This window comes from Staphylococcus sp. HMSC14D10, assembly GCF_001808125.1.
GTDB lineage: Bacteria > Bacillota > Bacilli > Staphylococcales > Staphylococcaceae > Staphylococcus > Staphylococcus haemolyticus.
In genome coordinates this window covers 1-14,532 of sequence record NZ_KV792234.1, presented here as the reverse complement: position 1 = coordinate 14,532, position 14,532 = coordinate 1, and the positions used below count along the sequence as shown (strand labels likewise).

Below are 14,532 nucleotides of genomic sequence, written 5' to 3'. Positions count from 1 at the left end.
GAATTTCTTTATGAATTTCTCTTTGCTGGGGCCCGACTAGATTTGAAAATACTTGATTCAAGTGCATTTTCAAACCAGATAGCTACTGCCAAAATGATAAATCTGTCATAAGTATTAAAAAAGCCGTTCTTAAATGTCATATTGACATTCAAGAATGGCTTCTAATTTCAATTATATTATGAAAAGCTATTAACTTCAGCTTCACCAAAGATTTTACGTTTAATTGCTTCTCCTGTTGGTGTACCTGCTAAACCACCAAGTCCTGTTTCTCTTAATTCAGCTGGTAAGCCACGTCCTACTTTATCCATAGCTTCAATAACTTCATCTACTGGAATTCTACTTTCAACACCAGCTAATGCTAAGTCTGCAGAAATTAATGCATTACCAGAACCAATTGCATTACGCATTACACATGGAATCTCTACTAAACCTGCTACTGGATCACAAACTAGACCAAGTAAATTACTAATCGCTAATGCCATAGCGTGTCCAGATGCTTCCGGTTCGCCACCGAAGATTGATACTGCAGCAGCTGCTGCCATTGCTGAAGCTGAACCTACTTCTGCTTGGCAACCTCCTGTAGCACCTGCAACACTTGCATTGTTAGCAACAACGCGACCAAATAATGATGAAACGAATAAGAAATCAATCATTTGTTCTTCTGTAAGGTCATGTGTTTTTTCTAATTTAAATAATACGCCCGGAATCGTTCCGGAGGATCCAGCTGTTGGAGTTGCACAAATGATACCCATAGCTGCGTTTACTTCATTAGTAGCAACCGCACCTTTAACTGCTTCAACCATTTCATGTCCTGATAAGGCATGATTATTCTCGTTATATTTAGCAAGTTTAATGGCATCTTGGCCAGTATAACCTGTTACACTTTTAACACCTTCGCCAGTTGATCCTTTAATTACGGCATCTCTCATGACGTCTAAATTTTGTTTCATTGTTTCTCTAACTTCGTCACGCGTCTTGCCTGAAAGTTCCATCTCTTCTTGAATCATAATATCTGCAAAAGACATTTTATTTTCGACTGCGTAGTCTATAGTTTCTCTAATTGAATCAAACATCTTTAATCCCCCTCTATTTAATATAGGATATATTTAAGTGACTATATTTTTCTTTAATTTGATCTAACGTTGATTCAGATAATGCTTTGTTCAGTGGTAATACTGCTAAACTAAAATTATCGCCCGTTTGTGTCATTTCCTCTTTAATGTCTGCACCAAGTTCATTCACATCATTGATAAAGTGATTAACTTCTGATTTATTTGCCGCTCCATCCATTTCTAAGATAGGTAAACCATAGTTAAAATCAATGTCTAGTCCTTCTACACTGATACGTTTTAATTTAATCGTACCGCCACCAATTGAGTTACCAATTACTTCGATGTGACGACCATTTCCTTCTGCAACAAGATACGCACAGTTAGGATGCTCACCAATACTGTCGCCTTCTTCTTCGATAATATTTACTTCAATATTTTGATCTTTAGCGATTGCTAATGAACTCTTAATACGACTATCGAATGTGCTATAGCCCATTGCACCACCAACGATAGCTAAATCTGTACCGTGTCCTTGATGAGTTTGAGCAAAGGATTCGTAATAATGAATTGTTAATTTATCTGGCTGCATACCACCTAATACTGCATAAGCAGCGTTGCCAATTTTAACTGCACCTGCTGTATGAGAACTTGAAGGTCCCATCATTACAGGGCCAATAATATCAAATGCACTTTGATAATCGTAGCTTTTTTTAGTAGCCATAATTAAACACTCTCCTTAGGTTGTTTCTGTTTACTAGGCAATTTTATGCTCATATTCATTAGGTTGAATTTTTTAATTAACGTACTGAAGATAAATGCTAATACCACACTTACAACTGCAACGACGATGATTGTAATTATTGATTTTGTAGCATCGTTAAATCCGAATAAGACGATTGCACCTGCAATTGGTGTTGCCATACCTTTAACACCGATTACGAGTCCGCTGAATGTAACAATACAAGCGTTTACAACACCGATAATTGCGTTCGTACCATATAATTGTAGAGGGTATTTTGCGATTAAATCGATTTGTGTTAATGGTTCAACAAATACTGCGAATGCTTTTGATTTACTTCCGCCAATATTAAGTCTGCTAAATAATACATAGTTAACAAATGATGAACCAGTACATGTTAAAGCACCGATAGCCATTGGTATACCAGTTAGTCCTAATAAGCTAGTTAATACCATTGAACTTAGTGGTGTCATACCCGTTACTGGAATTACTAATCCTAAAATAATTGCTAATGCGTATGGATTGCTGTCTCCTACTGATGTAACTGCACCACCGATTTGAGTTAATACAGCCATAACCCCTGGGCTAATAACTGTAGCTAAGCCAAATACAAGTGCTGGAGCAATTAAAATCACAGCAATTAAGTCCAACCCTTCTGGGACTTTTTTCTCGATAAATTTAATACCGAATGAAATAATATACGCTGCTATAAATGCTGGTAATAATTTAAAGTCGTGTAATACTAGTCCTATGATTACTGCAAAAACAGGTGAGATGCCCATTTTCAAGCCAGTTAAGATACCTACTGCAACACCTGCAAGGCTTCCTGCCAAATCTCCTATTGTTTGTAAAAACTCGATATGGAATACGCCACCAATAGCGTAACTTAGGAATGCTTGTGGTAAGAAAGTTGCACAAGCAGCTCCTGATAAAGCTTGTAGTCCTTGTTTACCGTATGGCGCAAAGTTTAAGAATAGCGTCATAACGATAAGCACTAATACGAGTGTTCCTACTCCTAAAATGATATTCATTCCCCAAAACCTCTTTCTATTTATTTAACTACCATAGTCATACTACAACGTGAAGAAAACGATTTCAAGACATATTCAATGACAAAAAAATAAAATTGTGAAATAAATCACATTTAGAGACTTTTTGAGGTTAAAATACTTTTAGTTTTAAATTTTTTGAAAAGAAATAAATAATATGTGTTATTTCACACTAATAAAAACTGCTTTGTAAACCTTTTCAACAGCGTATTTATTATTTGAAATTTCGGGTAAATTGTATACATTTCTTTGTTGATATTTTCACTTTAACGTGACAACTAACCTTTACATAACAAAGTGCTCACATTTGAAATTGTTGCAAAATTAAAATGATTTAGTTTTTAACATAATAAACTGGAACAACCATTGCTGCTCCAGTTTATTATCATTCAATTAATCTTCAATTTTTAATAATGCTTCAGTTAATTGATGCGTATGACGGTAAATATCTTTATATACTTTATAATATGCTTCATATTGTGCGTGTCTTTTAGCGTCTGGTTCAAATGTTTGAGCAATATCTATAAACTTATCTACACATTCATCGAAACTTTCGAACCATTGCAGTCCATATGCTGCAATCATCGCAGCGCCCATACTAGGACCCTCTTCGTGTTTTAACTTTCTTATTGTAGCATTAAAGATATCTGCTTGCATCTGCAACCAAAATGAACTTTTTGCACCGCCACCAATTGAAGTAATATGCGTAATCTCTTTACCAGCTTCTCGCATTAATTGTATAGAGTCATATAAAGAGAAGGTAATACCCTCTAATACTGCTCTAGCAAAATCTGCCTTATTATGGCTACCACTAATACCAATAAAACTGCCTCTTATAAAAGCATCTCCATGTGGAGTACGTTCGCCTGATAAATAAGGTGCGAATAATAAGTGGTTAGAACCAATTGTTGAGATACTTGCTTGTTTAACGATATCGTCAAAGCTTTCATGTTCAAAGAACGTTTGTTTAAGCCAATTTAAACTGTAACCTGCTGCTAAGGTTACGCCCATAGCATAGAATGTTTGTGGAACGCTATGATCAAAGAAATGTATGTTGTTCTTGTATTCAGTGTAGCCTTCGCTTTCAACATTGAGTACGACACCTGATGTCCCGATACTACAAAGCGTATCGTTACCATTAATGATTCCTGCACCAATGGCACCACATGCGTTATCTCCACCACCAGCATAAACCTTTACAGGAGCTTTGAAACCAAGCTCTTGTTCTAATTCTGAACGAACTACTCCAACTTCCTCTGTTGAACGTACTAAAGGTGGATAAATATCTCCGATGCCTAATCGTTCACCTACATCTCTAGTCCAATCATGTGTTTTTGGACTTAATAGTAATGTGCTGGCTGCATCAGAATATTCCATGTGAATATGACCTGTTAAACAATAGCGTACGTAATCCTTAGGCAATACGAAGACACTTACTTGTTCCCAAAGTGATGGCTCATTTTGTTTCATCCAAAGCATTTTTGGAAGTGTGAATCCTTCAAGAATAGGATTGCCATTCAATCTTTCACCATATACTTCTTTGATTTGCGCACATTGTTCAGAGTTACGGGTATCATTCCATAGAATGGCATGACGTACAGGTTTATGTTCGCTATTCAATGGCACTAAACCATGCATTTGTCCTGAGAACGAGATCCCTTTGACAGTATAATTCACCATTATAGGCACTTCATTAATATATTTAATACCTTTCTTAACCACTTTAAACCATTCTTCAGGATCTTGCTCACTATAACCGGCACGATCTTGTATCAACGTTAAAGGTTCACTCGTTGAAGCAATTACTTCTCCTTGTCGATTAACAGCTATTATTTTAACTGCACTCGTACCTAAGTCTATTCCTAATACTACATCTTCCATAACCATTCCACCTTGTCCATCATTATAAGAGGCGCTCATCTTACATATCATGTAAACAATTCAATATATATTTATTTTATATAATTTTAATATTAAATTCTATAACCTATATATTTATCATATCGATTTTAATGATAATTTCAATAGTAAACTATGATTTCAATTCTTTTCCCTTTATTCCTATTTAGAAAAAGGTGTTGGACAGAAATAACATTTTCTCAAAATTTATTTCGTTGTCCTACCCCGTCAAAGATGACTAGGTTTGAAAAAAGCTTTATTCAAGCGCATTTTCAAATCAGTCATCTACTGACAAAATAATAAAGTAGGCTGAGACATTTTATTTTGTCCCAGCCTCTCAAAAATATTATTTTGCTTTTACCAAATCATTATCTATTACCAACATCTTGACCGATTTCAACAGTTTGATCATTTTTATTATATATTGCACCTTGAACACTACCAAAGTTTGCGTCATTACGTTTTTCTTTAACACCATATCCCATACTCTTGAATGTATTGATATCTTCATCACTTGTCGCATTCTCATAATAAACTGTACCACCATCGTTATAAAAACGTGGTTTATCAATAGATTCTTGTAGGGAACCGTCACCTCTTAAATAGTCAATCAACACTTCATTTAAGGTGGTAGGAATTTTGTTTCCACCTGGTGTACCAATACCCATATAGAAATCCGGACCAACAACAATGGATGGTGATGTATAAGAACGTGGTGCTTTATGTTTTCCACCATAGTTTGGACTATTAGGATCACTTGAGAAGTTTGTTAAAGAGTTGTTCATATAGAAACCTTGTTTAACAAATTTACCTGAACCAAAGAAACTAGATAACGTATTTGTAGTACTAGCAAGCTTACCATTCTTATCAATGACAACAAAATGAGTTGTACTCGTCGTATCTAATGACGTATCAAAATCACTATTCATTTCATTACCGCCACTATTTACATTATTTAAATTGTCTAATAAATAATTTTCCGATAAGTGTGAGTCGTTATTCGCTTCCTGACCATTAACAATATCTCTATTTCGGTACATTACATCACGTGATTTAATAATGCCATTGATATAATCTGTTCTATCATTATTTGTATTGGCACTTTCATCAATTTTTAAACCTTGTAACATTAAAACCCCACCTAAAGGATTTGATGCAGAGTATATTGTATTATTTAAATATTTAGTTGATACTGGTTTCTTTTCTTCAGTTTTAAATGTTGAAAAGTCTTTCTCAACTAATTCACTATCGATTTGTTTAGATACACTCTTAGCAATATCCTTATAGAAATATTTAGGCCCCTTATCTCTAATACCTTTAAGTGTTTTAGCTAAAGCGGGCTGTTTAACTACATCGCCTTCACGTACTGTACGTTTCCCTTTGAAGAAAGATGAATTTCGATCGATATCAGAACCGTAGATTTTCAAACTACGCTCTAATTCTGAATCAACTTCGAAGCCATCTTCGGCTAATGGCACTACGTAACTAAAAATTTTCTTCTCATCCATTTTACCTTCTCGTTGATGCATATCATGCATACCTTGCACAAATCCAGGTGTACCAATTTCATCGCCTTTCTTATAATTATAAGAAGATAGCGTTTTATATTCGTACATCTTTGGTTCTTCGCCTTCATTACCGTTATATGTAAGCGTGGCACCACCGCCACCTAAACCTGACGAATGCGGTTCTGTTACCGCTAGCGCATAAGAAACACCCATAGCTGCGTCTACTGCATTACCACCATCTTCAATAATTTTATTACCGACACGCGTGGCAATCGCATTATTAGATGCTACGCCATATTTTTTATTACTGCCAGATGATTTATGATCTGCAATTTTATTTTCGAATAATGTATCTTTATCAGGTCTGTCTTCTTTATTAAAGTAGTAAAAGACAAATGATATTAAAATGGTGATAACTAAAATGACTGATAATGTCACTTTACTATAAATATTCATACTAACTGGCCCCTTTAGATAAATATTGCTCCGTTGCATCTTTTAATTCATTTTTCTCATAGTTATCAAGGCCTTCGTTCGCTTTGGCAAACGTCACCATCAATAGAATTGCAATTATAATGAGCGTTGTTACAATACCTAACCAATGTTTTTTAATATTCAAAGGTATATCCTCCATTCTCCTCTTTAAGGTGAATTGATTTATCATTTATATTATTGTAATAACGTTGTGCCTCCATCTTATTCATGTTGTCTTTCGTTATTTTGCCATCTGCACCACGTACAGGTGTAATGCTAAATTTATTATTCTGCCCATTCCAATCGTGCTGAACTACCATACCTTTTTGGTTTTTAGATAAGAATGAATCTGATGTTAAATTACCTAAACTATAGAAGATAGTTGCATTTTTATATTTTTCAACTTTTTGGACAACTGAGTTATGACCAATGATTACATCTGCACCGGATTTCACTAGCGCATGTGCGTATTCTTTTTGACGATCCGTCACACTACGTTCATTGGTAATACCCCAATCCACGTTTACGACAACTAAATCGTTATTTTCTTTTAAGTTTTTGATTAATGGAACAAATATTTTTGGGTCTAAACTAATAGATGTTGTATTTTTAATTGGATCTTCATAGTTTGAACCTACGTCAGTGAATGACACGTTAGCTATTTTTTTACCTTTAACCGTTTGTTGCACCGTCTTACTATTAATTGGGTTAGAGCCATTACCAGTCATAAAGTTATAATCCGTTTGTGCTTCCACTTGTTTACTTAAATCTTGGGCTTGCACGTTATCAATCGTATTATTAATTAAATTGACACTTTTAACATTTTCTTTTTTCAAGAACATAATATTCTCAATATTCTTCTTAATATTCGTTTTAGGATCATTTGAGAAATGGCTCACTAGAAGTGAAGCAGTTGAAAAGTCACTTTGTTGAAGTGGTTGCTTTAACCCTTTAAACACTTCGTTAAGATCCATTTGTCGAAAATGTTTATTCAATGTGATATTACCTAAATATGTACTACGAATATAATCATTACCTGAGCTTGGCATTGCCTCGACTGGCTCAACTTTTACAGCTCTAATAGCGAATACTAGAAGTACAAGTGCCACAATTAAAACGATAAGTGTATAGCTAAAATTGAAACGTTTGTGACGTTTCGATTGCTTAAGTAACCATTCGCTCGCTGATAACCGTTTTTTCTTTTTCATTACTCTGCGCTCCTTGCTCGCGATTAATTAATAAAGCTATATAAGAATAAGATGACATACGTGATACATGTAAGTAACATCGTTGATGATAACGTAATCACGACACCTTGCTTTTGAATTGTATTCGCAATGATTCCAGGAATAACGACACCAATACCAGACACTTCAACCATTTCAAATGGCGTCAATGGATAAATCAAGTCGAACAGGAATTTAAGTACCATCCCAGTTAAAATCATCGCCGCAAATTTTCTTCTTCCGTACAAAATAACCCATCTACTAATACCATATGTAACTATGAAAAATGTTAAACAACTAATGACTAACACAGATAACAACATGATGGGTTGATCGAATATAAGTGCTAAATAACCCGGTACAACGAGTCCTGCTGGATTAATCCCAAATTTCTCGGCAAATATTAAACTTAATACAATACCGACAAATAGGGAGAAGTATAATTCTGAACCTATCATTTTATTCTATCCCTTCTATAAATTCTGCTATTCTACCACCTGGACCATGAATATTTCCTACACAGAATATGAGTGCGTTTTGTGACTCTTGCAAAATAGCTTTCTCAATTTCTGGGAACTCACGGTTTTCAAAATTAAGATATTTTTTATCAGGTAAGTGTTGCATTAAGTCTGTCACCATTTGTGTACTTTTACCTGTACAAATGAGTGTGTCAAAGTCTACATCATCAATAAAATTTTCAACAAATTGACGCGTTCTATCTACCCTATCTGAACGACAATTTAAAATCACTACTTTTTTCGTATATGGATAGTTATAAGATTCAACTTTGTTTAAAATAGCTTTTGTCGATTGAGGTTCATTAGCAGCAAATGCATTAACAAATACATTTCGTGTGCGATTTGCATTAAAGTATTTGATTTCAACCGCACCAGGATCAGGTGGTGCATTTAACATGCCTCTCAATGCAGTTTCCTTATCAACGCCAACAGCTTCTGCAACGCCTAATGCAATAGCAACATTATCTGGGAAGACGAGATATGGAAACTTTCTTAAATATGATTCTGGAACTTCATCTTTATCTACGACAATTAACTTTGTTTTACGTTTCTTAGCTTCTTTTGCGAAGAATTTCGTATAGTCGTCTTTCATAACAACTAAAGTCCCTTTGTAAGGAATTGTTGCAGTAAACGCTTGAGCAACATCTTGAAGTGTAGGTCCAAGCACGTCCATGTGGTCTTCCATGACATTGACGATAACGCCTATATTGGCTTTAACTAAATCTTTTTGAAAAGTAAATTGATAGTCTGGATTAACTGCCATACATTCATTAACTAAAGAGTCAGCTTTTTGTTTAAAAACTTTACGCACAATGTCACGTTGTTCACCAATATTCGCGCCTTGTGGTTTTCTAATAACGGGGTATTCCTTGTCAGTAAACCAATACAACATTCGAGCATCTGTGCCAGTGGTTTTACCAATAACATGATAATGGTCTTCTCTTAATACGCTATAAATCATTCTCGTAATCGTTGATTTACCACGAATACCATTTATGTTGATTCTAATTGGAATCTTATTGAGTCGATTAGTATGGCGATTCTTCTCTTTAATACCAAGCCATAAAATCAATGCGATACAAATTATAATGAGAATCACAGTGTAGTACCTCTCTTTAATTGTTTTAATATTAAGTTGTCTAAATACGTATTTCATTGCTATGTATATCAAAAATGTCTTTAAACATTTTCTATAGAAGTGACTAATAAATCCAAACGCTCTTGCTTCATATGAACATAATAAATAAATTATTACTTCTAATAAGGGTATGCTATCATGTGCGTATTTAGTCAGTTTTAACATTGTAAATCTAATGTAAAATTATATTAACAAAGATTAATTTTTTTAGAAATATTCAATATTTTACTTTTATAAATAAAGAATGAATTTAAAAATATATTTCTAAAATTTAAATTTAGTTCTAGTTATTTGAGAAATTATCAAATATTTACGTCGCATTTACATTAGATTAAAATTCTGATGTTAATTTAGAGGTAATTAAAGATACAACTTTAGGAGGATACTGATGGGTAAACCTTTGACTAAACCTGTTAAGATAGCAATTAGCATATATTTAGCAATGGTATTATTAGTTTGTTCAAGCTATTTGGTATTGATTCTTGTGGGTAGCTTACAAGGCAATGATATGAGTAGTTCAGTTTTAGACACAGACCATCAACACATTAATAGTGTTACTAAAGATTCTAACGAAGGCATAAATGATACAAAGTTAAATAAAGCTTCAGCAACAAGTGATGATGTTGCCAAAGAAGAAACCGTTTCAAATACAAATGATACAATTTCAAATACAGATACTGAAAAAGTAGGTGCAAGCTCATCTGATTGATGACACTATGCACCTACTTTATTTTAAATACTTTGCATATTTTATTTGAAATTGCTTAGGAGTGAGTGAATATTTCTGTTTAAAATTTTGTATAAAGTAACTTGTAGTTGAGAATCCACAATCCATTGCCACTTCAGTCACATTTTTATGATGATACATGAGTTGCTTAGCACTCTGCTCTAGTCGATAATTTTGTAAGAAATTGAATGGCGTGTCCCCTGCAAATCGTTTAAACAACTTAATCGTCTCCGCTTCGCTCATATGAACCATATGACTTAACTCACTCAGTTGCACCTTTTTATGATAATGACTTTGTAAGTATTCAATACATTGTTTAACTCTTGGATCAAAGAAATATTGATTGATTTGTTCATATTGATCAAAAATATTTAAAAGATGATTTAGACATTGATAAAATTCGCTAAGAATTTGCAGTTGATAATAATCTCTGTGTGATAAGTAAATATGTCCTACTATCTCAATACGCCGTAACAAACTTACATTTTCTTCATCTTTTGGTATTAATTTAATAAATGGAATGGACTGTGCTTGATTAACAATTCGACTAACATAAGTAAAATTGATATATTCCGTGACATTGGGCAATCCAATGTTCCAGCAATAGAAACGCGCGCCTTCATTCGCGTCACGAATTTCATGTACAACGTTTGAATTAATAAATAATCCTTCCCCTTCATGTATCTCCAATGTATTTTCTGCTAACTTTACCTTAATCACACCGTTTGTGACATACATAAATTGCAAGGCATAATGCCAATGTAAAGGTATATATCCGAGTAATGTCTCACTCAATGATGTATGTAGAATGACATGCGGCCAACGTCGATCAGGATAATTAATCTTTTCTTCTAAGTCTTCATTAATAATAATTTCGGAAACCATATCGCATCACCTCAATATCTTGTTACTTTTAATTGCTATTTGAGTATTATCAAATTTATATACATTATATTATGAGATTTATAATAAAACAAAATACAGATGGAGGTGCATTCAATGAATCACACACAACACAGATTAAAAGGAGTATTATTTGCAATTATAGGTGCTACTTTATGGGGATTAGGTGGGACTGTTTCCGACTTACTCTTTAATCAACGAGATATTGAAGTGGATTGGTATGTTACTGCTCGCCTACTAATAAGTGGCATCTTCTTGTTGAGTCTGTACAAACTATTACATCCTAAGCAATCTATGTTTATTGTTTTTAAGAAGCCCAAAACAATTGTTAGTTTGTTTATATATAGTTTAATCGGGATGCTTTTTGTCCAATACGCTTATATGGCATCCATCGCAACCGGCAATGTCGCAGTAGCTACACTTCTCCAATACATTGCACCAGTCTATATCATTATTTGGTTCGTCATACGTGATCTTGATGTATTTCGTCCTTTTGATATTTTAGCCATTACAATGACACTAATTGGGACTTTTTTACTTTTAACAAATGGATCTATCTCTCATTTAGTCGTACCACCTACGAGTTTGTTCTGGGGAATCATCTCTGGCTTAGCACTTGCGTTTTACACGATTTATGCCACAGGCTTACTTGAAAAGTTTCCTTCAATTCTAATCGTAGGATGGGCAATGATTATTTCAGGTTGTGCAATGAGTTTCAAGCATCCTATATGGGATGTTAGCTTTAGCAACATGAGTGCATCTACAATCATTTATTTAATTTTTGGTATTATCGCTGGGACTGCTTTCGCATTTTATCTATTTATAGATAGTCTTAAATACTTATCACCTAAGGAGACAACGTTATTAGGTACGATTGAACCAGTGATAGCAGTTGTTACAAGTGCATTATGGCTTGGTGTTACTTTCCAATCAGTCCAAGTCATTGGAATCGTATTAATTCTTATTTTAATTTTAATGTTGTCACTTAAGAAACAACCTGAAGAAATGTAATCAATAATGTAGCGCCAAGGAATTGAACGATGACTAGCCTGAATGGCACAGAATTCTTCGTGAATTCTTCGTGTCACTTTAGTAATCATCTCGTCCTCGGCGCTTAATTTTTATAGAATAATTGATTTAAGTTGTGTAAAGAATTTCTGTCTTTCTGGTAATGGGAAGATAGGATAAATGTGGAATAAATTATATCCTGGCATAAAATCATGTTCAATACCTTTATCATTAAGCATTTGGGATAATTTTAAAGCGTCAGGGTATAACGTTTCCTTAGTACCAATAAAAATGGATAATCGACCTAATCCTTCTAAGTCACCGTTAATTGGCGATATTCTATAGTCCTCAACAGGTAATTGGCCAGCCCATAATTTTATAAAGTATTTACTACCTTCTATACCTAACATTGGATCAATGCGTTCATACGTTTTAGCATCTGGATTGCTTAACGTACCATCTAACACTGGAGATAGCATTACAATATGTCCAGGTTGTGGAAGTGTAGTTTCTGCTTTTAAATATTCGGCAAATGACAATGCAATTTGTCCGCCTGCAGAATCTCCCATCACAATAAGCTGTTCACTGCTTTCAACTTTGGCAGCTTGTTTATCATAAATAAGTTTTAATAATTCGAATGTAGTACGATAATCACGATGAGGTACTTTAGGATATATCGGCATAATGACCTTCGCATCAAGTTGTCCTGCGAGTTCATCTATAAAATTAAAATGATTATCTAGTGGATCTTGGAACCATGCACCACCATGAATATATAAAACAACTTTTTGTTGATGGTTACGTTGGTCATTCACAATATATGTGACGCACCCATTCCAACTTTTTGTTCGAACGTCATGTTTAAATTCATAACTAGTGCCACCATATTTTCCAGCTGTAATTTCTTTCGTTTCTTCCAATGCTTTTTTCGCGTCCGCTTCATTTTCAAACGTTTTTTTCATGCCAGACATTCGTATATATTTTTCAGTTATAAAACTTTTGTAACTGCGTTTCTCTTTAACTTTAATAAATGCTAATGTTCCTAATATCGCAGATGTTGCTACGGTTATCATACTTTTTTTCATAGCTTAAACGACCTCCTATACATGTCTATATTATAAACCTTAAACGACAATTCATTTAGTAATTAACACTGTTATCGTTAAACAATATTTTCATTTTAAGGAAAACATGCTATCCTTATATAAATTATCTGAATTTTCAAATTATAAAAGGAGGCAACGATTTATGGCACGTCATAAAATTGTACTTATTGGAAGTGGCTATGTAGGGTCTGCGTTTGCACATGCAATCATAGCTAAAGGTTTAGTGGATGAGATGACAATTATAGATATTGATGAGGATAAGGCTAAAGCAGATGTGTGGGATTTAAATCATGCGACTCCATTTGGCGATAACTTCGTAAATGTGCATGTCGGACAGTATGAAGACTGTAAAGACGCTGATATTGTAGTGATTTGTGCAAGTGCTAAACTTGCTAAAGGTGAAACACGTCTTAAGCTACTAGAAGATAATGTAGACATTTTTGTACCAATGATTCAACGTATTGTAGATAGTGGTTTCGATGGCTACTTTGTATTACCTTCCAATCCCGTCGACATTATGAGTTACGTCGTTAAACGAGTGTCGAATTTTCCTAAAAACAAAATCATTGGTTCAGGCACTTCTTTAGATACTGCGCGTTTCCAATTCTTTTTAAGTCGAGAATTCGATGTAGCACCGAATCAAGTCTATGCACCTATTATTGGTGAACATGGTGATTCACAAGTCGCAGTATGGTCACACGCACAAATTGCAGGTGAGCCGGTGTTAGATTTATTACCTTCTAATGCGAATATAGAAGCATTTAAGACTTCCATTTCCAACCGTACAACTCAAATTGGTTACGATATTTATGTTCGAAAAGGCACAACCAATTTCGGAATATCACTAAGTCTAGTTAGAATTGTAGAAGCCATCTTATTTAATAAAAATATCATTATGAATGTTTCAAGTTACGTTGGAGGTGAATATGGATTGAGTGATGTATATATCGGTGTACCTACCGTTATTAACGGAAATGGTGCTGACCGAATTATTGAATTAGCTCTCTCAAAAGAAGAATTATCACAGCTACGTCATTCTGCTGATATCATCTTAGACTATCAGCGACAAGCCGATGCTATCATTGATCAAATGTGCTGATATTAAAAGTAAGTTACTAGGGAGCGGGACAGAAATTAATTCGTAACCCCAGCTTGCTTTATTTGTAGAATTTCTTTATGAAATTC

14 protein-coding genes are annotated in these 14,532 nt (G+C 34.2%); 3 read left to right on the top strand and 11 right to left on the bottom strand.

Going from position 1 to position 14,532, the window contains the following annotated elements; translation table 11 throughout:
- Window positions 1–176 precede the first annotated feature (176 nt).
- From sdaAA to pgsB, 9 genes are all read right to left on the bottom strand, one after another.
- Window positions 177–1,073: an L-serine ammonia-lyase, iron-sulfur-dependent, subunit alpha gene (gene sdaAA, locus HMPREF3134_RS01580; protein WP_011274864.1), complete on the bottom strand. Its 897-nt coding sequence runs from the start codon at window positions 1,071–1,073 to the stop codon at window positions 177–179.
- 13 nt (window positions 1,074–1,086) lie between these two features.
- Window positions 1,087–1,773, bottom strand: coding sequence for a serine dehydratase beta chain (locus tag HMPREF3134_RS01575; RefSeq protein WP_011274863.1), 687 nt, complete (start codon window positions 1,771–1,773; stop codon window positions 1,087–1,089).
- Between the two features lie 2 nt (window positions 1,774–1,775).
- Window positions 1,776–2,822, bottom strand: coding sequence for a PTS sugar transporter subunit IIC (locus tag HMPREF3134_RS01570; RefSeq protein ID WP_016930797.1), 1,047 nt, complete (start codon window positions 2,820–2,822; stop codon window positions 1,776–1,778).
- Between the two features lie 411 nt (window positions 2,823–3,233).
- Window positions 3,234–4,721 carry a xylulokinase gene (xylB, locus tag HMPREF3134_RS01565; protein WP_070440325.1) on the bottom strand — a complete coding sequence of 496 codons (1,488 nt, stop codon included), beginning with the start codon at window positions 4,719–4,721 and terminating at the stop codon, window positions 3,234–3,236.
- Between the two features lie 386 nt (window positions 4,722–5,107).
- A complete protein-coding gene (locus HMPREF3134_RS01560; protein WP_037550371.1) occupies window positions 5,108–6,703 on the bottom strand; it encodes a gamma-glutamyltransferase in 1,596 nt (531 codons plus the stop codon).
- A 1-nt stretch (window position 6,704) separates the two neighbouring features.
- Window positions 6,705–6,881 (bottom strand): hypothetical protein, encoded by a 177-nt coding sequence (locus HMPREF3134_RS12120; protein WP_011274859.1) that lies wholly within the window; start codon window positions 6,879–6,881, stop codon window positions 6,705–6,707.
- Entirely contained in the window at window positions 6,856–7,929 is a 1,074-nt protein-coding gene (locus tag HMPREF3134_RS01555) for a CapA family protein (RefSeq protein ID WP_070440323.1), read from the bottom strand. The genes HMPREF3134_RS12120 and HMPREF3134_RS01555 overlap by 26 nt, the downstream gene beginning before the upstream one ends.
- Before the next feature lie 23 nt (window positions 7,930–7,952).
- Complete coding sequence (gene pgsC / locus HMPREF3134_RS01550; protein WP_016930802.1) at window positions 7,953–8,405, bottom strand: poly-gamma-glutamate biosynthesis protein PgsC; 453 nt, start codon at window positions 8,403–8,405, stop codon at window positions 7,953–7,955.
- Window position 8,406: 1 nt separating this feature from the next.
- Window positions 8,407–9,564: a poly-gamma-glutamate synthase PgsB gene (pgsB, locus tag HMPREF3134_RS01545; protein WP_070440321.1), complete on the bottom strand. Its 1,158-nt coding sequence runs from the start codon at window positions 9,562–9,564 to the stop codon at window positions 8,407–8,409.
- 427 nt (window positions 9,565–9,991) lie between these two features.
- Here pgsB and HMPREF3134_RS01540 point away from each other — a divergent pair, with 427 nt between their 5' ends.
- The gene (locus HMPREF3134_RS01540) at window positions 9,992–10,312 is read left to right on the top strand and encodes a hypothetical protein (protein ID WP_016930804.1); all 321 of its coding nucleotides are present in this window, start codon (window positions 9,992–9,994) and stop codon (window positions 10,310–10,312) included.
- 18 nt (window positions 10,313–10,330) lie between these two features.
- On the opposite strand, the gene HMPREF3134_RS01535 is transcribed toward HMPREF3134_RS01540, so the two are convergent.
- A complete protein-coding gene (locus HMPREF3134_RS01535) occupies window positions 10,331–11,215 on the bottom strand; it encodes an AraC family transcriptional regulator (protein ID WP_070440319.1) in 885 nt (294 codons plus the stop codon).
- Window positions 11,216–11,329: 114 nt separating this feature from the next.
- On the opposite strand from HMPREF3134_RS01535, the gene HMPREF3134_RS01530 reads away from it, so the two are divergent.
- Complete coding sequence (locus tag HMPREF3134_RS01530) at window positions 11,330–12,244, top strand: EamA family transporter (protein ID WP_370739556.1); 915 nt, start codon at window positions 11,330–11,332, stop codon at window positions 12,242–12,244.
- A 110-nt stretch (window positions 12,245–12,354) separates the two neighbouring features.
- Here HMPREF3134_RS01530 and HMPREF3134_RS01525 read toward each other — a convergent pair whose 3' ends face one another.
- Window positions 12,355–13,326, bottom strand: coding sequence for an alpha/beta hydrolase fold domain-containing protein (locus HMPREF3134_RS01525; RefSeq protein ID WP_037550381.1), 972 nt, complete (start codon window positions 13,324–13,326; stop codon window positions 12,355–12,357).
- Between the two features lie 163 nt (window positions 13,327–13,489).
- Between HMPREF3134_RS01525 and HMPREF3134_RS01520 the strand changes: the two genes are divergently transcribed.
- Window positions 13,490–14,446: an L-lactate dehydrogenase gene (locus HMPREF3134_RS01520; RefSeq protein ID WP_037550384.1), complete on the top strand. Its 957-nt coding sequence runs from the start codon at window positions 13,490–13,492 to the stop codon at window positions 14,444–14,446.
- Window positions 14,447–14,532 lie beyond the last annotated feature (86 nt).

Excerpts from the sequence above, each read along its gene's own strand:
- sdaAA (WP_011274864.1), bottom strand. The coding sequence starts at position 1,073 with ATGTTTGATTCAATTAGAGAAACTATAGACTACGCAGTCGAAAATAAA.
- HMPREF3134_RS01575 (WP_011274863.1), bottom strand. The coding sequence starts at position 1,773 with ATGGCTACTAAAAAAAGCTACGATTATCAAAGTGCATTTGATATTATT.
- HMPREF3134_RS01570 (WP_016930797.1), bottom strand. The coding sequence starts at position 2,822 with ATGAATATCATTTTAGGAGTAGGAACACTCGTATTAGTGCTTATCGTT.
- xylB (WP_070440325.1), bottom strand. The coding sequence starts at position 4,721 with ATGGAAGATGTAGTATTAGGAATAGACTTAGGTACGAGTGCAGTTAAA.
- HMPREF3134_RS01560 (WP_037550371.1), bottom strand. The coding sequence starts at position 6,703 with ATGAATATTTATAGTAAAGTGACATTATCAGTCATTTTAGTTATCACC.
- HMPREF3134_RS12120 (WP_011274859.1), bottom strand. The coding sequence starts at position 6,881 with ATGGAGGATATACCTTTGAATATTAAAAAACATTGGTTAGGTATTGTA.
- HMPREF3134_RS01555 (WP_070440323.1), bottom strand. The coding sequence starts at position 7,929 with ATGAAAAAGAAAAAACGGTTATCAGCGAGCGAATGGTTACTTAAGCAA.
- pgsC (WP_016930802.1), bottom strand. The coding sequence starts at position 8,405 with ATGATAGGTTCAGAATTATACTTCTCCCTATTTGTCGGTATTGTATTA.
- HMPREF3134_RS01540 (WP_016930804.1), top strand. The coding sequence starts at position 9,992 with ATGGGTAAACCTTTGACTAAACCTGTTAAGATAGCAATTAGCATATAT.
- HMPREF3134_RS01535 (WP_070440319.1), bottom strand. The coding sequence starts at position 11,215 with ATGGTTTCCGAAATTATTATTAATGAAGACTTAGAAGAAAAGATTAAT.
- HMPREF3134_RS01530 (WP_370739556.1), top strand. The coding sequence starts at position 11,330 with ATGAATCACACACAACACAGATTAAAAGGAGTATTATTTGCAATTATA.
- HMPREF3134_RS01525 (WP_037550381.1), bottom strand. The coding sequence starts at position 13,326 with ATGAAAAAAAGTATGATAACCGTAGCAACATCTGCGATATTAGGAACA.
- HMPREF3134_RS01520 (WP_037550384.1), top strand. The coding sequence starts at position 13,490 with ATGGCACGTCATAAAATTGTACTTATTGGAAGTGGCTATGTAGGGTCT.